General features: G+C 61.2%; 17 protein-coding genes. 5 read left to right on the top strand and 12 right to left on the bottom strand.

Features of this window, described 5'->3' with window-relative positions; translation table 11 throughout:
- Positions 1–194: 194 nt before the first annotated feature.
- The gene (locus BM403_RS06490) at positions 195–1,169 is read right to left on the bottom strand and encodes a 2-hydroxyacid dehydrogenase (RefSeq protein WP_012722314.1); all 975 of its coding nucleotides are present in this window, start codon (positions 1,167–1,169) and stop codon (positions 195–197) included.
- Between the two features lie 214 nt (positions 1,170–1,383).
- Positions 1,384–2,352, bottom strand: a complete 969-nt coding sequence (locus BM403_RS06485) for a LysR family transcriptional regulator (RefSeq protein ID WP_058422937.1) — start codon at positions 2,350–2,352, stop codon at positions 1,384–1,386.
- Positions 2,353–2,534: 182 nt separating this feature from the next.
- Between BM403_RS06485 and BM403_RS06480 the strand changes: the two genes are divergently transcribed.
- From BM403_RS06480 to BM403_RS06465, 4 genes are read left to right on the top strand one after another with little or no spacing between them, the layout of a single operon-like run.
- A complete protein-coding gene (locus BM403_RS06480) occupies positions 2,535–4,046 on the top strand; it encodes an efflux transporter outer membrane subunit (protein WP_093542137.1) in 1,512 nt (503 codons plus the stop codon).
- Between the two features lie 10 nt (positions 4,047–4,056).
- Positions 4,057–6,234 (top strand): FUSC family protein, encoded by a 2,178-nt coding sequence (locus BM403_RS06475; protein ID WP_093542135.1) that lies wholly within the window; start codon positions 4,057–4,059, stop codon positions 6,232–6,234.
- Positions 6,224–6,424 (top strand): DUF1656 domain-containing protein, encoded by a 201-nt coding sequence (locus BM403_RS06470; RefSeq protein WP_012722318.1) that lies wholly within the window; start codon positions 6,224–6,226, stop codon positions 6,422–6,424. The genes BM403_RS06475 and BM403_RS06470 overlap by 11 nt, the downstream gene beginning before the upstream one ends.
- 10 nt (positions 6,425–6,434) lie before the next feature.
- Complete coding sequence (locus BM403_RS06465; protein WP_012722319.1) at positions 6,435–7,298, top strand: efflux RND transporter periplasmic adaptor subunit; 864 nt, start codon at positions 6,435–6,437, stop codon at positions 7,296–7,298.
- On the opposite strand, the gene BM403_RS06460 is transcribed toward BM403_RS06465, so the two are convergent.
- The 4 genes from BM403_RS06460 to BM403_RS06445 all read right to left on the bottom strand — a co-directional run bounded on the left by BM403_RS06460 (position 7,270) and on the right by BM403_RS06445 (position 9,488).
- Positions 7,270–7,605, bottom strand: a complete 336-nt coding sequence (locus BM403_RS06460; RefSeq protein ID WP_371914003.1) for a hypothetical protein — start codon at positions 7,603–7,605, stop codon at positions 7,270–7,272. The genes BM403_RS06465 and BM403_RS06460 overlap by 29 nt on opposite strands.
- A 105-nt stretch (positions 7,606–7,710) precedes the next feature.
- Entirely contained in the window at positions 7,711–8,112 is a 402-nt protein-coding gene (locus BM403_RS06455; protein WP_093542133.1) for a DUF4440 domain-containing protein, read from the bottom strand.
- 84 nt (positions 8,113–8,196) lie between these two features.
- Positions 8,197–9,009 carry an SDR family oxidoreductase gene (locus BM403_RS06450; RefSeq protein ID WP_012722321.1) on the bottom strand — a complete coding sequence of 271 codons (813 nt, stop codon included), beginning with the start codon at positions 9,007–9,009 and terminating at the stop codon, positions 8,197–8,199.
- A 14-nt stretch (positions 9,010–9,023) separates the two neighbouring features.
- Entirely contained in the window at positions 9,024–9,488 is a 465-nt protein-coding gene (locus BM403_RS06445; RefSeq protein WP_012722322.1) for a hypothetical protein, read from the bottom strand.
- A 177-nt stretch (positions 9,489–9,665) separates the two neighbouring features.
- Between BM403_RS06445 and BM403_RS31360 the strand changes: the two genes are divergently transcribed.
- Positions 9,666–10,079, top strand: coding sequence for a hypothetical protein (locus tag BM403_RS31360; protein ID WP_012722323.1), 414 nt, complete (start codon positions 9,666–9,668; stop codon positions 10,077–10,079).
- An 819-nt stretch (positions 10,080–10,898) separates the two neighbouring features.
- Here the strand turns inward: BM403_RS31360 and BM403_RS06430 are convergent.
- The 6 genes from BM403_RS06430 to BM403_RS06405 all read right to left on the bottom strand — a co-directional run bounded on the left by BM403_RS06430 (position 10,899) and on the right by BM403_RS06405 (position 18,642).
- Positions 10,899–12,350, bottom strand: coding sequence for a mannose-1-phosphate guanylyltransferase/mannose-6-phosphate isomerase (locus BM403_RS06430; protein WP_012722325.1), 1,452 nt, complete (start codon positions 12,348–12,350; stop codon positions 10,899–10,901).
- A gap of 171 nt (positions 12,351–12,521) precedes the next feature.
- A complete protein-coding gene (locus tag BM403_RS06425; RefSeq protein ID WP_012722326.1) occupies positions 12,522–13,175 on the bottom strand; it encodes an alginate O-acetyltransferase AlgF in 654 nt (217 codons plus the stop codon).
- Positions 13,176–13,191: 16 nt separating this feature from the next.
- The gene (locus BM403_RS06420; protein WP_012722327.1) at positions 13,192–14,376 is read right to left on the bottom strand and encodes an alginate O-acetyltransferase; all 1,185 of its coding nucleotides are present in this window, start codon (positions 14,374–14,376) and stop codon (positions 13,192–13,194) included.
- An 11-nt stretch (positions 14,377–14,387) separates the two neighbouring features.
- On the bottom strand, positions 14,388–15,920 hold the full coding sequence (locus tag BM403_RS06415) for an MBOAT family O-acyltransferase (RefSeq protein WP_012722328.1): 1,533 nt from the start codon (positions 15,918–15,920) through the stop codon (positions 14,388–14,390).
- Positions 15,921–16,075: 155 nt separating this feature from the next.
- Positions 16,076–17,185 carry a mannuronate-specific alginate lyase gene (locus BM403_RS06410; protein ID WP_085983627.1) on the bottom strand — a complete coding sequence of 370 codons (1,110 nt, stop codon included), beginning with the start codon at positions 17,183–17,185 and terminating at the stop codon, positions 16,076–16,078.
- An 8-nt stretch (positions 17,186–17,193) separates the two neighbouring features.
- Positions 17,194–18,642 carry an alginate O-acetyltransferase gene (locus tag BM403_RS06405; protein ID WP_093542365.1) on the bottom strand — a complete coding sequence of 483 codons (1,449 nt, stop codon included), beginning with the start codon at positions 18,640–18,642 and terminating at the stop codon, positions 17,194–17,196.
- Between the last annotated feature and the right edge of the window lie 2 nt (positions 18,643–18,644).

Raw genomic sequence — 18,644 nt, 5'->3', positions numbered from 1 at the left:
GATCAGGGATGACGATCTATAGAGGGTTATCGACTTGGGGAGGCCAGGCTTTAACCGGATTTTGTGTCGGGATGGGTGTGTGTGGGAGCTGGCTTGCCTGCGATGCAGGCACCTCGGTCTTTCAGTTGCACCGGGGTGATGCTATCGCAGGCAAGCCGGCTCCCACACAAGCCCCATTCCAAAAGGGGTATGGGTCAGCCCTTCCACACCTGCGGGTTTACCAGGTCCTGCGGACGCTGGCCCAGCAGCGCGCTGCGCAGGTTGTCGAGGGCGCGGTTGGCCATGGCTTCACGGGTTTCGTGGGTGGCCGAGCCGATGTGCGGCAGGGTCACGGCGTTGCTCAGCTGGAACAGCGGTGACTCGGCCAGCGGCTCCTGTTCATACACATCCAGCCCCGCGCCACGGATGCGCTGGCTTTGCAGGGCGTCGATCAGCGCCGGTTCGTCGACCACCGGGCCACGAGAAATGTTGATCAGGATCGCGCTGGACTTCATCAGCCCCAGCTCGCGGGTGCTGATCAGGTGACGGGTCTTGTCGCTCAACGGCACCACCAGGCAGACGAAATCCGCCTCGGCCAGCAGTTCATCCAGGCTACGCAATTGCGCGCCCAGTTCCTGCTCCAGTGCCGGCTTGCGGCTGTTACCGCTGTAGAGGATCGGCATATTGAAACCCAACCGTCCACGCCGGGCCACGGCCGCACCGATGTTGCCCATGCCGACGATGCCCAGCGTCTTGCCATGCACATCGCAACCGAACAACGGCGCGCCGACGCTGGCTTTCCACTGGCCGGCTTTGGTCCAGGCGTCCAGCTCGGCCACACGGCGTGCGCTGCTCATCAGCAGGGCAAAGGCCAGGTCGGCGGTGCTCTCGGTGAGGACGTCGGGGGTGTTGGTGAGCATGATCCCGCGTTCGTTGAAGTACGCCACGTCATAGTTGTCGTAGCCCACCGACACGCTGGACACCACTTCCAGCTTGCTCGCGCCTTGCAACTGCTCGCGGCCCAGCTTGCGACCCACGCCGATCAGGCCGTGCGCGTGGGGCAGGGCTTCATTGAATTGCGCGTTGATGTCGCCCAGCTTGGGATTGGGCGCGATCACCTCGAAATCCTGTTGCAGGCGTTCGATCATTTCCGGGGTGACGCGGCTGAAAGCGAGGACAGTCTTTTTCATTGCAGGCGGGCTCATCGACTACGGAAGAATGCCAAGCACGCTAACATTCCTGCCGACAATTGTCAGGACGCCTCAGGCCTAAAGTGGGCAGGGGACAAATGTGGGAGGGGGCTTGCTCCCGATAGCGGTGGATCAGTCAATTCATTGGGTGACTGACCTATTGCTATCGGGAGCAAGCCCCCTCCCACCGTTGACCTGACTCGTCTGGTAGCACTCAGTTCGCCAGGCGCGCGCCGCTGAGGCTGCCGCTCAACTCATACGCCACCAGCTCCGCCTGGTGCGCCGCCAGGATCTCCGGCAGCGAGCCACGCAGGTATTCCACCCACGTCTTGATCTTCGCATCCAGGTACTGGCGCGACGGGTAGATGGCGTACAGGTTCAACTCCTGGGAGCGGTAGTTGGGCATCACCCGCACCAGGGTGCCGTTGCGCAGGCCTTCGATCGCGGCGTACACCGGCAGCAGGCCGATGCCCATGCCGCTGGTGATCGCGGTTTTCATCGCATCGGCCGAGTTCACCAGGAAGGGCGAGGTGTTGATCGCCACGCTTTCCTGGCCTTCGGGGCCGTTGAAGGTCCACTTGTCGAGCTGGATCACTGGGCTGACCAGGCGCAGGCAGGCGTGGTTGAGCAAGTCATTGGGGCGATGGGCGCAGCCTTTGGCCTTGACGTAGTCCGGCGAGGCACAGGCAATGCTGTAGGTGATGCCCAGGCGCTGGGACACGAAGCCCGAGTCCGGCAGTTCGCTGGCCAGCACGATGGACACGTCGTAGCCCTCATCGAGCAAGTCCGGCACACGGTTGGCCAGGGTCAGGTCGAAGGTGACGTCCGGGTGGGTGCGGCGATAGCGGGCGATGGCGTCGATGACGAAATGCTGGCCGATACCGGTCATGGTGTGCACTTTCAGCTGCCCGGCAGGGCGTGCATGGGCATCGCTGGCCTCCGCCTCGGCTTCCTCGACGTAGGCGAGGATCTGCTCACAGCGCAGCAAATAGCGTTTGCCGGCTTCGGTCAGCGCGATGCGTCGTGTCGTTCGGTTCAACAAGCGGGTTTGCAGATGGGCCTCAAGGTTGGAGACCGCGCGCGAGACGTTGGCAGTGGTGGTATCCAGTTGCACGGCGGCGGCGGTGAAGCTGCCTGCCTCGGCCACGCAACTGAAGGCGCGCATGTTTTGCAAAGTGTCCATGGAGTGTTCTCAGGGGAGATAGCAAATTGTGACAGAAAGTTACGCCGTCCAGTGATCCCTACCAACGGATTATCGCCTGAACGGTAACAAAGATTCACAGGAATGCCAGCTTATCGTTCCCCATGTCGCCCCCTAGAATTGCGCCACCTCTCCCCGCACCACCACCTCAGGAATTCGCAGCAGTGCCGCGTCGCATCAACAGAGAGTTGAAGGCTCTCAGTGTCTGGGCTTTATCGTTAGCAATCAGCGGCTGCATCGGAACCGGAGGAATCGCCCCCCAAGGCCAGTCCCTCAACGCCAGCACACTGGCCACCGACGAAGCGATCCAGAGCGCCGCCCAGGACGCCCACTGGCCCGCCGCGCACTGGTGGCAAGCCTACGGCGACCCGCAATTGAACCGCTGGGTCGACCTCGCGACCCAACACAGCCCAAGCATGGCCATGGCCACCGCTCGGGTGCGGGAGGCGCGGGCCATGGCCGGGATCGCCGAGTCGGCCGAGTCGTTGCAGATCAACAGCGACACCACCCTCAAGCGCCACAACTGGCCCAAGGATCAGTTCTATGGCCCCGGCGAACTGAGCGGTGCCAACACCTGGGACAACAATGCTTCCCTGGGCCTGAGCTATGCCCTCGACCTGTGGGGTCGTGAAAGCAATGCCACCGAACGTGCCGTCGACCTGGCGCACATGAGCGCCGCCGAAGCGCGCCAGGCCCAGCTCGAATTGCAGAACAACGTGGTCCGCGCCTATATCCAGCTGTCGTTGCACTACGCCAACCGCGATATCGTCGCGGCTACGCTGGCGCAGCAACAGCAGATCCTCGACCTGGCCCATAAGCGCCTGAACGCCGGGCTGGGCACCCATTTTGACGTCAGCCAGGCCGAAACGCCGCTGCCGGAAACCCATCGTCAACTGGACGCCCTGGACGAAGAAATCGCCCTGAGCCGTAACCAACTGGCAGCGTTGGCGGGCAAAGGTCCGGGGGCGGGGGCGCAATTGCAACGTCCTACGCTGTCGTTGGCCGCACCGTTGAAATTGCCGTCGAGCCTGCCCGCGCAATTGCTCGGCCAACGCCCGGATGTGGTCGCCAGCCGCTGGCAAGTCGCGGCCCAGGCCCGTGGCATCGATGTCGTCCACGCCGGTTTCTACCCCAACGTCGACCTGGTCGGCAGCCTCGGCTACATGGCCACCGGCGGCGGTATGCTGGCGTTCCTGGCGGGCAAGAAATTCAACTATAACGTCGGTCCGGCGATCACCTTGCCGATCTTCGACGGTGGCCGCCTGCGTGCGGAGCTGGGCGAAGCCAGCGCCGGTTATGACATCGCCGTCGGCCGGTACAACCAGACCCTGGTCAATGCCCTCAAGGGCATCAGCGATCAGTTGATCCGCCGCGAATCGATGGACAAGCAATCTGTCTTCGCCGCGCAGTCGGTGGCCTCGGCGCAAAAGACCTACGACATCGCGATGATCGCCTACCAGCGCGGCCTCACGGATTACCTCAATGTGCTGAACGCCCAGACCTTGCTGTTCCGCCAGCAGCAGGTGGAGCAACAGGTACAGGCCGCTCGCTTGAGCGCCCACGCTGAACTGGTCACGGCCTTGGGCGGGGGGCTCGATGCCGGCAACGATGTACCGCCACCCGCCCAGATCCTCCCGAGCAAGACCCCGGCGGCACTTGCCGTATTCGATCACTGAGTAGGATTTGATGACTTCCTTGCCTGCACCGCTGCGCTGGCTGCATTCCCTTGAGTGGCGCCGTGGTTTTTTCGACTGGGCACGCAGCGACGGCGTGACCTGGGTGTATATCTTCAAGGTGCTGGTCGCTGCCTTCCTCACGCTGTGGTTGGCCATGCGCCTGGAACTGCCGCAGCCGCGCACGGCGATGATCACGGTGTTTATCGTGATGCAACCGCAGAGTGGCCAGGTGTTTGCCAAGAGCTTCTATCGTTTCCTCGGCACCCTGGCGGGGTCGGCGGTGATGGTGCTGTTGATTGCCTTGTTTGCGCAGAACACCGAGTTGTTCCTTGGCGCGCTGGCGATCTGGGTCGGCATCTGCACCGCCGGCGCGACGCGCAACCGCAACTTCCGCGCCTATGGCTTCGTGCTGGCCGGCTATACCGCGGCGATGGTCGGCCTGCCGGCCCTGGCGCATCCGGATGGCGCCTTTATGGCGGCGGTGTGGCGGGTGCTGGAAATCTCCTTGGGGATTCTGTGCGCCACCCTGGTCAGCGCCGCGATCCTGCCGCAAACCAGCAGCGCTGCGATGCGCAACGCCTTGTACCAACGCTTTGGCGTGTTCGCGCTGTTCGTCACCGATGGCCTGCGCGGGCGCAGCCAGCGTGAAGGGTTCGAGGCGAGCAACGTGCGCTTTATCGCCGAAGCCGTGGGACTGGAAGGGCTGCGCAGTGTCACGGTGTTTGAAGACCCGCATATGCGTCGGCGCAATGGTCGGCTCAGTCGCCTCAACAGCGAATTCATGAGCATCACCACGCGCTTCAATGCCTTGCACCAGTTGCTTGAACGGCTGCGCACGGACGAGGCGGACCATGTGGTGGCGGCGATCAAACCCGGCCTGCAAGACCTTGCCGAAGTGCTCGACGGCTTTTCCGGTCGCGCGCTCACCAGCCCCGACGCGGCGCGCCTGGTCAACGCGCTGAGCGCCTACAAGGATGGTCTGCCGGCCAAGGTCCGCAGCCTGCGTGCGGCCTTCCAGGAAGCAGATCCCACCGAAGCCGAGCAACTGGATTTCCACACGGCCTACGAACTGCTGTATCGCTTCGTCGATGACCTGCACAACTACGCGCAAACCCACGCTTCCCTGGCCGACCACAGCCATGCGCGCGAGCAGTGGGACGAAACCTTTATCCCCAAAACCAACTGGCTGGCCTGCGCCGCCTCGGGGATTCGCGCGTCTTTCATCCTGATCGTGCTCGGCAGTTATTGGGTGGCCACCGCCTGGCCCAGCGGCGCGACCATGACCTTGATCGCCGCCGCGACTGTCGGCCTGTCCGCTGCGACGCCCAACCCCAAGCGCATGGCCTTCCAGATGGCCTGTGGCACCTTGATCGGCGCGCTGGTGGGCTTTATCGAAATGTTCTTCGTGTTCCCCTGGATCGACGGCTTCCCGCTGCTGTGCGTGATGCTCGCCCCGGTGATCATCTGTGGCGCGTTCCTCGCCTCGCGGCCGCAATACGCGGGTGTCGGCGTCGGCCTGCTGATCTTTTTCAGCACCGGTTCGGTGCCGGACAACCTCACGGTCTACAACCCCTACACCTTTATCAACGACTACATCGCCATGGTCATCGGCATGCTGGTGTGCGCGGCGGCGGGTGCGATCATCCTGCCGCCCAACAGCCGTTGGCTGTGGCGCCGGTTGGAGCAGGACCTGCGTGAGCAGGTGGTGTATGCGATCAGCGGCAAGCTCAAGGGCCTGGCTTCAAGTTTTGAAAGCCGCACCCGCGACCTGCTGCACCAGGCCTACGGCCTCGCGGTCGGCCAGCCGCAGGTACAGCGCGACTTGCTGCGCTGGATGTTTGTGGTGCTGGAAGTCGGCCACGCGATCATCGAGCTGCGCAAGGAGCAGGCGATTTTGCCGGTGCACCCGGCGTACGCCGAATCCCAGCCCTGGCGCCAGGCGATCCGGGTGATGGGCCGTTCGCTGGTGCGGCTATTCCTGCAACCCAACGCCAGCAACCTGGAGCGTGGCTTGATTGCCGTCGACCATGCGATCAGCCGTGTGCAGGCCACCGACGAACCTTTCGCCCCGCACTTCGACACCTCGGCGCTGCGCCGGGTGAAGAGTTACCTGCACTTTATCCGCACCTCGTTGCTCGACCCGCAATCACCCCTGGCGGCCCTCAAAGGAGCCACGCATGCCTCGTGAAATCGCCTTCCACGGCGTCTACATGCCGACCATGACGCTGATGTTTTTGATCGCCGCAGTGTTGGCCTGGGCCCTGGACCGCTTCCTGGCCGGGTTCGACCTGTACCGTTTTTTCTGGCACCCGGCGTTGCTGCGCCTGAGCCTGTTCGTTTGCCTGTTCGGCGCCCTGGCGCTGACCGTTTACCGTTGAGAATGCCCCGATGAAAAAGTTTTTCAGCCTGCTCGCGACCTTACTGGTACTGGCCTTGGCGATCTGGATTGGCCGGACGTTGTGGGTGCACTACATGGAAACGCCCTGGACCCGCGACGGCCGCGTACGCGCCGACATCATCAACGTAGCCGCCGACGTCACCGGCGAAGTGGTCGACGTGCCGGTACGCGACAACCAACGGGTGAAAAAGGGCGACCTGCTGATGCAGATCGACCCTGAGCACTACCGCATTGCCGTCAAGCAGGCGCAATCCCTCGTGGCCTCCCGCAAAGCCACCTGGGAAATGCGCAAGGTCAACGCCCATCGACGTGCTGACCTCGATGCGCTGGTGATCTCCAAGGAAAACCGCGACGACGCCAGCAATATCGCCGACTCGGCGCTGGCGGATTATCAGCACGCGCTGGCGCAATTGGAGGCGGCCGAACTCAACTTGAAACGCACGCAGGTGGTGGCAGCGGTGGATGGTTATGTCACCAACCTCAACGTGCATCGAGGCGACTACGCACGTATCGGCGAAGCCAAGATGGCGGTGGTGGACATGAACTCATTCTGGGTTTACGGCTTTTTCGAAGAAACCAAATTGCCCCATGTGAAAGTCGGTGACCCAGCCGATATGCAGTTGATGAGCGGCGAGACGCTGAAGGGCCACGTAGAAAGCATCGCGCGCGGTATCTACGACCGCGACAACCCCGAGAGCCGCGAGCTGATCGCCGATGTGAACCCGACCTTCAACTGGGTGCGCCTGGCCCAGCGGGTGCCGGTGCGGATTCACATTGATGCGGTGCCGGAGGGTGTGTTGTTGGCGGCGGGCATTACCTGCACCGTCATTGTGCGGGAGTTGTCGGAAGATTGAGGTCGGTTACTGGAATAGCGTTTTGGCTCTGGCTTTGCGACGGCGTTTGACCTGCAAGATACTGACGTATCGGCCCCGCCATCTCCCGCAGAATCACCCGCTTGGGCTTGATGCTGCACAGCGGCACGAACTCGCGTAGCACCGTCACCTGATAATCACTGCCGATGTGCACCACACCGGCCCCGACGATGGCCGGGTCGGCGTCAATGGTTCGATAGAGCTTGGGCAGGTCCAGCAGACGGGTCAGTCGCTGGCGAGTCGTGGTGTGCGCATCTGGCACACCGCTTCGCAGGAAATCGCTTGGCATCCTTTCACCTGTGAGTAGACAGAGGTGAAAGAGCCTGCGGATAGTTTCCTTGGCGTGATGTCAGGCTGTTCGCTGTTTTAGGTAGGAACCGGCCTGATGGTTATTTCATGGCGCGATAAACGTCTCATGCAGGTGGCGCCACAGCAGTGCGCCGCTGGCCTGCTTCTCAAAGATCACCGTGGCGCGGCGGTCCGTCCGGGTGCCGCTGTCGTCGATCTGATGCTCGCGGTAAGTCACCGTGGCGCCACGCGCATGTCGGTCAATTCCCGTCATTTCGCTCAAGGTGATTTTCAACCCCGGGCGCATGCCACCCAAACGCGTGAACAGCGCATTCACCCAGGCCGCATTGACCCGTGTGCCGGTAGCGGGAGCGATCATGCTGAACGCCGGCGAGAAACGCGCAAGCAGGTTTTGCAAGGTGCCTTCGGGTGCAACGCCGGCAAACCATTGCTCGATCTCGACGTGGGTCTGGATCACTTCTTCAAAAAAATCGCTGTAGTCAATCATCAGTGAGGCTCGCTGGCAGGGGTATGGCAGAGGCTTGGTATTTGCCGCTGAAAGTGCAGGGGGGTTATTGACTGGAATGAAGGGTTAGAGCGAACCGGTCAGCCCAAAGCGTTTCTTCAACACCTTCTCCAACAACCCCTTGGGCAACAATGCCGCCATCAATGGCAACGCCCGACTGCCATTGCCCGAACGTAGCAGGCGCGGCGCCTGAGGTTGCTGGACGGCCTTGAGCACATCCGCTGCAAACACGCTGGCCGGGGTCGGCTTGTCTTGAGAGGCCTGGCTGCGCGCACGAATGCCGTCGCGCAACGGCCACCACGGCGATTGTTCATTGATCAACAGTTCGGCCTGGGCGCCGGCGTTTTTGGCGAAGTGGGTGTTGATGGCGCCGGGTTGCACTTCCATGACGCTCACGCCAAAGGGCGCCAGTTCCATGCGCAATGCATCGCTCAACGCATGCACAGCGGCTTTGGAGGCGCAGTACGCGCCAGCAAATGGCGTAACCAGCACGCCGGAAACGCTGCCGATGTTGACCACCAACCCTTTGTTGCGACGCAGGGCAGGGAACAGCGCCTGGGTCACGCCGACGATGGAAAACACATTGGTCTCGAATTGGCGCTGCATCGCCTCGGTGCCGCCGTCCAGCAACGGCCCCATGGCGCCATAGCCGGCGTTGTTGACCAGCACATCCAGTTCGCCCAGTTGTTCGGCGAGCCGTTGCAGGGCGGCGCTGTCGTTGACGTCCAATTGCACGGCGTTAAAGCCTGCGGCGGACAAACCGGCGACATCTTCCGCGCGGCGAGCGCTGGCCCACACGTCGTAGCCGGCGGTCTTGAAGGCATCGGCGAGGGCGCGGCCGATACCGCTGGAGCAACCGGTGATGAGTACGTTGGGCATGGGTCAGTCCTTTGTCAGTCCGAGAAACTGCCTTGCAGGTGCTCGGCACGAAATTCCAGGGTTTGCGGGCGGTAGCCGGGGCGTAAAGGCGGTGTGGGCAGGCAATCGTCCCAGGTGGCGCCGGCCTGCAACTCACCTGGGCCGCGGTAGCGTGGGGCAGCGTAGACGTTGTCGGCGAGGTTGACTGTGTCGCCCGGCGCATAGGCGGCGACGCGCCAACGCAGCTCGGTGAGGGGCACGTCGTTGCCGTTGTTCAGGGTCAGTTTGAGTGGGCGGTCGGCCGGGCATTCTTCTGGGGCGTAGGTGATGCGCAGTTCCAGGCGGGCCAGTTGTGAGGCTTCGCGGTTATCCAGCCACACCACCCAGATCGCTATGAGCCCGAGGCCGACAGCGGCGGCCAGCGACACGGGTAAGGCTCTGGCCGGGTAGCGCAGTAGCAGGATCAGCCAAGTGATGATCAGTAGAACGCCAAAGAACATGGTGACAGTCTCATATGCGGATAAAACATCCTACTCGCGCGATGGCCTGGATGCCTATCGCAGGATCGGTTTTCCTTTACGAGGAACCTAACAACGCGTTTTTTCCACAGAGCCAACATAGGGAAATACGGTTTATCCAGGACGATATCAACGCAGTCTGATCAAGTGAGATGAATAATGACTATCGCAGCCCTTCTTGCGCCCGCGGTCACCTCAGCCCTCGCCTCGGTGGTGACCTCTCTCATCACTGCTCAGCGAGCACCAACGCCGAACGATGCTGGCGCGTCCACACACAAGAACGTAGAACCGAGTTCACGTCCGCCTGGCCGGATGCAGAATCACAAGCTTACAAACCTGGGGCAGACCCTGTTGCAAGCGCCTTCAACGGAACTACGCGATAGCGGTATGACTGCCAAGCATGCCAAGGGGTTTGGTATTGCCATGGGCGGCATGGCAGCCCAGGAGGCTGGGCAAAAAATGGCTTCCGGTGGTGGCTCTCTTTCTAAAGCCTTGGGCATAGCCATGGTGGTGGGGGGTAAAGTTGCCCAGTCGTACGGTGCGGATAAATTTGATAAAGCCGGAGCTCATTAACGGTGCTTCATAAAGCCTGCAAGGTCATCCCGTGAAAAGGACAGGTCTGCGGTGTTGCTGTGCAATGTTCTCCAACGGGATGTTGCCTGAATTGCGCAGAGAATGCCGCCGAACCTGATCCTGCAGGGCAGGTGTTTATTTCCTTCATACAGGAACCGGTTTGGAATATTTTCCCACAGAGTTTGAGCATGGAAACGCACGCTGAACTATGAAGGAATCCGACCGTATTCTTATGAAGTGAGATGCCCTATGACGGTTTCAAATACCCTTGCCCCTACGCAGACTGCTTTCGTAGCACCCGCCTCCGCACCTGCGCCTACCGCGCAAGTATCCATCAACCCAGCGCAATACGAAGGAGGCGCCGCGTCGTCTTTGCCCCGCATGCAAGGTATGGGGCTCACGAACTTGCGGCAAACGCTGATGCAGGGTGTCAGCAACCACGTCAGTGCGCGCATGCCTACCGCGCTTAATATCAAACCTGAGGACAAGGAAAAGACGAAAGGGGCTGTTATCACCCTGGGCGGTTCAATGGCGCAGGGCATCGGAAAGAGGCTGGTCAACAGCGGTGGCGTTACCGGGAAGCTATTGGGCGGGGCCTTGGTCTGGGGAGGCAGGGCGGCTGAGGAGATTGGCAAGGACAGATACAGTAGCGCGGGCTCAAGCAGCAACAGTAGCGGTACTTATAACGCCTACTCCCCGTCGGCCTGGGGGGCCCCGTCGACGTCAAAGTAAGCGGGCGTTGAACTAAAAAAGCCCCCACCCAACCCACTGCGGATAGGGGACGCAATGGGCTGGGTGAGGGCTTCTTGTACGACTGTTTTACTGCGCGATAGTTTTCACCGAAACGCCACGTTCAACCGGTGTCGAGCGACCGTAGATATCTTCAAAGCGTTCGATATCGTCTTCGCCCAAATAACTACCCGATTGCACTTCGATGATCTCCAACGGGATCTTGCCCGGGTTGCGCAAGCGATGCACCGAGGCGATCGGGATGTAGGTGGACTGGTTCTCCGTGAGCAGGAACACGTTCTCGTCACAGGTGACTTCGGCCGTGCCGCTGACCACGATCCAGTGTTCGGCGCGGTGGTGGTGCATCTGCAGAGACAAGCAGGCGCCCGGCTTGACCGAGATGTGCTTGACCTGGAAACGCCCGCCCATGTCCACCGAGTCGTAGGAGCCCCACGGACGATAGACTTCACAGTGGTTCTGGGTTTCGCTGCGGCCCTGGTCGTTGAGGGTCGAGACCATCTGCTTGACGCCCTGGACCTTGTCCTTGTGGGCAATCATCATCGCGTCTTTGGTTTCCACCACCACGATGTTGTCCAGGCCGATCACCGACACCAGTTTGCCGTTGCCGTGGATCATGCAGTTGCGGCTGTCCTGGATGACCACGTCCCCTTTGCTGACGTTACCGTGGATGTCCTTGTCGTTGACGGCCCACAGCGAGGCCCAGCAACCCACGTCGCTCCAACCGGCACTCAGCGGCACCACGCAGGCACGCTGGGTTTTTTCCATCACGGCGTAGTCGATGGAGTTGTCCGGGCAGCAAGCGAAGGTGGCATCGTCCAACGTCACGGTGTCGGCGGTCTGTTCACTGCGCTCCAGGGTCAGCACGCAGGTGTCGTAGATGTCCGGATCGTGCTTTTTCAGCTCTTCAAGGAAGCGGCTGGCGCGGAACAGGAACATGCCGCTGTTCCAGAAATAACCGCCGCTTTTGACGAACTCGACGGCGCGTTTTTCATCCGGCTTTTCCACGAACTGCTGCACGCGGCTCACGCCTTCCGGCAGCAGCGAATCGTTGGTGGACTTGATGTAGCCATAACCGGTTTCCGGACGAGTCGCCGGCACGCCGAACAACACCATCTCGCCGCGTTCAGCGGCCACGGTGGCCAGGGCCAGGGCGCGTTGCAGGGCTTTCTGGTCGTCGATCACGTGGTCGGCCGGCAGCACCAGCATCAGCTCGTCGCGGCCTTCATTGACCAGCATCATTGCCGTCAGGGCCACGGCCGGCGCGGTGTTGCGCCCGAAAGGTTCCATGAGGATGCGTTGGCATTCCAGTTTACGGTTGGCCAATTGCTCGTTGACGATAAAACGGTGGTCCTTGTTGCAGACCACGATCGGGGTGTCCATGCCTTCGAACACCAGACGTTCCAGGGTTTGCTGGAACAGCGTGTGCTCGCCGGTCAGGGCCAGGAATTGTTTCGGGAACTGTTTACGCGAAAGCGGCCAAAGACGTGAGCCGCTACCACCGGAGAGGATTACTGGGATCATGTGTTTCTCCTTGAATCAATTTGGGTCAGAGCTACGAAGGTTTGTCGTTTCACTCTTGTTTTTGTCTCGGTCCTTGTGGGAGCCGGCTTGCCTGCGATGCAGGCGACTCGGTCTGTCAGTGACACCGAGGTGATGCCATCGCGGGCAAGCCCGGCTCCCACAGGAAAATAGTTAGCGGGTCGATACCGGGCGTTTTACCCAGACTGGCGAAATGCTCGAACCCGAACCGGTCACGTACAGCACCGCGGCCTCACCGCGTTCCAGGGCCACCGGCTTCACGTCGCCGACTTTTTTGTCGCCGTCATACAGCGCCAGGCTCACCTTCACCGGGTTGATCTCGCGCTCGCCACGGCCTTTGGCAGCCACCGACTTGACCACGTCGGTCTTGCCGTCAGCGGTTTTCAGGGTCAGGGCCTTGTCGCTGAGGTTCTGCACGCGCACCAGGGATTTCTGCTTGTTCTTGAACGGTGGTTCTTCGATCAGCTGAGGCTGGCCGCTGCTGTTGTTGACCAAGGTGTAGTAGTGATCGGCGGCGAGTTTGACCGGCACGGTCTGGCTGCCGATCTTGGCGCTGTAGTCACCACCCGGCATGAAGCTGAAGTCGCTGCTGGCCAGCGGGGCCACTTCACTGAGGTTGGTGCTGCCAACCGTCGCGCTGACTTCCTGGTTGGAGGCGTTGTAGACGCGCACGAAGCTTGAGCCTTTCGGTGCGACAGGGCCGTACAAGGCAGCGTCACCGGCGAAGGCGGACAGGGATACCACGCTCATACCGGCAGCCAGGGCCAGAGTCTTAGCGAGACGACGCGGAGTAGTAGTGAAAGTCATGTGAGTTACCTCTCTTTCAGTTTTGCGCCCGGTCGGGCGTCTCGGATTTTTGATGGTTAACGGGTGTATTCAGTGCCATGTTCTGTTGGCGCGAACCGGCTTGTTTAAGCTGCGCAACCCACGAGGGGTCGGCATCACCGATTTCGTTGTTCACGGGCAGATAACGTTCAGGAAACTCCCAGATCAGCACCTGAGGCGGGTTGTTCTTGAAGTCATCGCTTTTGAGGTAGCTGAGCATCGGCAGGATCGGGCCATGGCCGTCTTCGGCGTAGCTGATCACGTCGCTGCCCAGGGCTTGCTTGAGGGCGCCGACGAAGTTCCAGTTAGGGTTGGCGCTGTAGCTGGTGCCCACCAGTGCCACTGGGGTTTCGCTGTCGCTGAACAGCGCGTCGTCGCCTTTGGTTTCGGCCAGGTGCGTCACGCGTTTTTCCAGCGGCTCTTTAGGCGGCATCAGGTTTTCGAACAGCGGGTCCAGCGGCAGGAATAGACGCAGGTCGCCTTTGTGCGGTTCGGTCTTCTCCGCTTCGGTGACAAAGCGCTGTGGCTCACCGTTGAGCGGCGTCTTGTCGGCGATGGTCTTGGCCAACTGCTTGGCGGCGATTTCAGCACCGTCCGGGGTCCAGTGAGTGTCGGTACGCAGGAACACTTGCTTGCCGCCGAGCTTGGCCTGTTGCAGCGGGCCGAGCAGGTCCGGGGCGATGATCTTGTCGGCAGCGACACGGGCATGGAAGTCCTGGTACAGGTTGGCGTGGATGCTGGCCGGTTTGACCTCACCCAAGTGTTCCGGGTACAGGCGCACCTTGGCCGGCACGATTGCCATCACCAGCTGAATGCCTTGGGCCTTGAGCTTCTGGCGTACGCCTTCGACCAGCGCGTAGTTGCCTTCAAGGTTCTGGTCTTCGTTGACGGCAGGGTTGAACTCCTCGTCGCTGTAGAGCCAGTGATCGCGGCCCAGCACCACGCCAGGGCGGCCTTCGTTGAACAGCTTGTAGTCCAGTGCCGCCCAGAGGTTGGTGCCCAATCGCTTGATCGGGAACTCCTCGTCGTAGTGGGTTTCGACGGCCTTGGTCCAGCGACCGTTGAGCACGGTCGCGTCGGCATTGGTGCTGAAGCCGAAGAAACTGCGCAGCGACCAGGCGCCCAGGGCTAGCAGCAGCACCAGGAACAGGCCGATATAGAGGACGCGCAATGATCGGGTCATGGTCGGCTCCCTCAAAATTGGAAGTAAAGGAACGGCGAGAAACTCTGCGCCGACAGTTTGAGAATCGACGCCACGAACAGCAGCAGCACTGCAGCGCGCATGGCGTAGCGTGGCCAGTCAGCGGTCCAGTAGGCCGGTTGCACGGCGGCATCCTGGCCAACGGTGAAGCCTGGCTCGTGGATGCTGCCGGGGTTGTCGCCCGGTACGGCCTTGATCAGGCTCGGATCGGCTGGTTTGGTTTTCTCGGCAGGGCGGTTGGTGTAGAAGTCGCGCAGGCCAAAGAACGCCAATGTTGCGTACGCCACCACCAGGGTTGCCACTTGCAGGCCGGTGAGGTTGGCGCGGTTGAGTTCCGAGAGCGACCACTCGCCAAAGCTGAACATTGCACCGTACATACGGCCGGCGACGTGCAGGTTTTCGGCGCGGAAGATCACCCAGCCCATCACCACCAGCAGGAAGGTAAAGGCCCAACGCACGGGGTTGAAGCTGCGCGGCGAGGTGTTGAGGCCGATGGCTTTTTCAATCGCCAGCCACATGCCATGCCAGGCGCCCCACACGATGTAAGTGATGTTCGCACCGTGCCACAGGCCACCGAGCAGCATGGTCAGGAACAGGTTGCGGTAAGTGGTCAGCGTGCCTTTACGGTTGCCGCCCAGGGTGATGTACAGGTAGTCACGCAGCCAGGTGGAAAGGCTGATGTGCCAGCGACGCCAGAACTCGGTGATCGACTGGCTGATGTACGGCTGCTTGAAGTTTTCCATGAAGCGGAAACCCATCATCAAGCCCAGGCCGATGGCCATGTCGCTGTAGCCGGAGAAGTCGAAGTACAACTGCGCGGTATAGGCCAGCGCGCCCAACCAGGCATCGCCGGTCGTCGGGTTTTGCAGGGCGAAGCAATGGTCGGCCACCACCGCCAGGGTGTCGGCGATGAAGACCTTCTTGATGAAACCCTGCATGAACCGCGTGCAGCCCTCGGAGAACTTGTCGAGGGTGTGGGTACGGTTGTTGAACTGGTCGGCCAGGTCGCGGAAACGCAACACCGGGCCGGCAATCAGGTGCGGGAAAATCGCCACGAACGCCGCAAAGTCGATCAGGTTGCGGGTCGCCGGGGTATCGCCACGGTACACGTCGATGATGTAGCTGATGGACTCGAAGATGTAGAACGAGATGCCGATCGGCAACAGCACGTGGGTCAGTATGAACGGCTCAAGGCCCGCCGACTTCATCATCACGTTGATGCTGTCGACGCCGAAGTTGGCGTACTTGAAGTAGCCGAGGATGCACAGGTCGACCACCACGCCCAACAGCAGCCAGCGTTGAGCCGGCTTGGTGCGCACGCCGGCTGCACCGACTTTAAGGCCGATCCAGTAGTTCCACAGCGTCACAGCGGCGAACAGCGCCAGGAAGTCCACTCGCCACCAGGCGTAGAACACGTAGCTGGCCAACAGCAGCAGCAGGTTGCGATAGCGTTGCCCGCTCAAATAGTACAAGCCGAGAAAGATCGGCAAGAACAGAAACAGGAACACATTGGACGAGAAAACCATCCCGATCTCTCCATGTTTAACCAACAGTCAAGGGCCAGAGCCCCCCCAAACCCCCCACGAAAAGACGGGGAGGGCGGTACTACATTCCTACTGACGAAACCGACTCAAACTGTGGGAGGGGGCAAGCCCCCTCCCACATTTTTTACCGTGTTTCGTCAGGAACCTTTGTTGCCTTTCTCATGCGTCGGGTCGTAGACCTTGGTCAGGTCACCCCCGAGGCGGAAGGTCTTGAACGGCTGCATCCCGTGCTTGCGCTCGATCACATCCGGGGCGCAGGTGTAGAGGGTGCAGAAGGGCTCAAGCCAGGCGTATTTCATGTCTTCCTTGAGGTCTTTCATGTCCTGCTCTTTGCCGTTCTTCTTCTCGAAGATCTCCGGGTCTTTCACCCCGGCCAGCACTTTGTCGCCCAGGCGTTTGAGCGCGCTGTTGTTTTCCTGGCGCAGGTCCACACCGTTGACCAGGGCAAAACTGGCGATCATCGACAGCGGCGGCAGGGCGTAGTTGTGGTACGACAGCGCCCGTTGCTGACGCTTCAGCTCGTTCGGCAAGAAGCCCTGGTCATCGACCTGGTTCACGCCGACCTTGTATTCCTTGACGGCCCAATCAAACAGGTCGCGGCGGTTGGTGGCGACGGACGTTGCCATCACCGACCAGGCGGCCCAGTAGGAGTGGTTGTTGGTTTTTTCCAGCGGCAGGTTGTCCCAATCGCTCACCACCTGATCGGCCAGTTTGTTGAACCAGGCTTCGATCAGCTGCGATTCCTGCTGGTGGTTGGCCAGCGGGTGCGAGTCGGAGAACTTCAGGCGCACATAGGCCGAAGCCATGCTGCCCAATGCCCATTTGCGCATGGATTTGCCGGTGTGGTTGAAGTCCTTGGACATCAACGCGTCGGCCTTGGCCCAGCTCGTAAGCCAGTTCAAGGTGCACTCCAGCTGCTCCGGACGACCGTCGCGCATGAACTGCATCACGCGCTTGCTGGTGTCTTTTTCCAGCTTGGTGATGTCGGCGGTGCTGTCACGAAAGGCTTTTTCGGATTGCACGTTCAGCGTGGAACGGGCCTTGTCCGAGCCTTCGTACTTGCTGCGAAATTGCAGCGAGCCGGTGTACGGCGGCGGCATGGCGTCGCAGTCATTCTTGAAGTCGCCGGTCTTGAACGCTTCCACCGGGGCGAAATACCCCTGGGGTGGACGCAGGGGCGCGGCGGCGTTGACTGAGCCGGCGAACATCGCCAGGCCCAGCAGCGTTGGAATCAATAACTTCTGCATAGGTAACCTCATTGCCCGGCAGCAGCGGTCTGTTGACCGCCCGCCGGGAATACGTTGCGTGTGCAAATTTTCGCTTCGACTTTCTGCGCGGCAGCGCCCGCTTCGGGGCCCTGCACTTCCACGGCCAGCAAGTTCTGCGAGGCCCAGTCTTCATCGGTGCGCAGTTCAAAGGCGAAACGCCCGTCTGTATCGGATGTTTCGGGTTTCTCGATCTTGATGTCCTCGTGGCGCCCGTTCATGTACCAGAGGGTGGCTTGCAAGGTTTTCACCGACGGATCGGCGAAGCGGATATCAACCTGATGGTTGGCGTTGCGCAGGTCTTTGTTCGAACTGTTAACCAGCAATTCGTTCTTGCCGGGTTTCAATGTGGTGCTGGCGCTCATCTGCGCGGTCTTGCCTTCGCAGCCGTTGTCCAGCAGCGCCATCATCTGGCGGTAGATGGTTTCCTGGTCAAGGCGATACAGCGGCGAGAATTCCCAGATGAGAATTTTCGGCGGGCTCTTCTGGAATTCGTCGCTGCCCAGGTACTGGATCATCGAACCTTCCAGGCCGCCGCCAGGGAAGGCGACGTTGAGGATGTCGGCACCGATTTCCTCTTCCAGGAAGCCGGCGAAGTTGTAGTTCTTGCCACTGTGGCTGGTGCCGACCAAGGTGATCTGCGGGTTGCCCGAATCGCTGAACAGGTCGCCGTCGCCCGCTTCGCCCTTGGGCTCGGTGGTGAACTGATCCATGTACTGGATCGCGTAGCTGGTACCGCAGAGTTGCCCGGCCATGTTGTGCAAGGTGCCGGTCTTGCCCATGCGCCCGGAGCGCTTGGTCTCGAATTCGCGCTCGGGAATCTCGGCGTACTCAGGCATTTGCTTAACCTTGGCCGCGACGATTTTCGCGGTGCGCTGGGCGCCGTACGGGGTCCAGTGCTGGTCGCCGCGGAAGTAGAAATCGTGGGCTGGCAATTCGTCCGGAAGCTGCTCGTTGGTCAACGGCGACAGGTCCGGCACCACGTAGCCCATCTTGGCGAAACGGCCAAGCATGGTCTTGTAGTTGCCCAACGCCTTGTCGAAATCGAACTTGGCCTTTTCTTCCGGGTTGAGTTTGTTGCGGTTCACCAGGCCACGGGTCGGCTGGTAGACCACCACCAGTTCCACGCCCTTGGCCTTGAACGCATCGTGCAACTGCTGCATGCGCTTGTAGCCGGACGGGGTGGTGTCGAATTCGGTGCGCAGGTCTTCCTGGGTACGGAACAGCCAGTCGCCCTGGGCCTGTACCAGGGTGGTGAAGTTCTGCTGGTAACGCGTGGTGTAGTTCTTCGCGTCGTGGGCGGCCGGGCACAGGCTGCAGCATGGCTCGGCGGTGAAGGTCGGCGCCTTGATTTCGTCGGCGCGCACGCCCTGGCTGGCCGCGAGCAGGCCGAGGGTCAGACCCGAGAGGCTCAGCAATTTGATCATGTGTGGGTGCATAA

It is taken from the genome of Pseudomonas sp. OV546 (assembly GCF_900116845.1).
Lineage (GTDB): Bacteria > Pseudomonadota > Gammaproteobacteria > Pseudomonadales > Pseudomonadaceae > Aquipseudomonas > Aquipseudomonas petroselini.
Note: the sequence above shows the minus strand (reverse complement) of the source record. Positions and strands in the feature narration are given on the sequence as shown.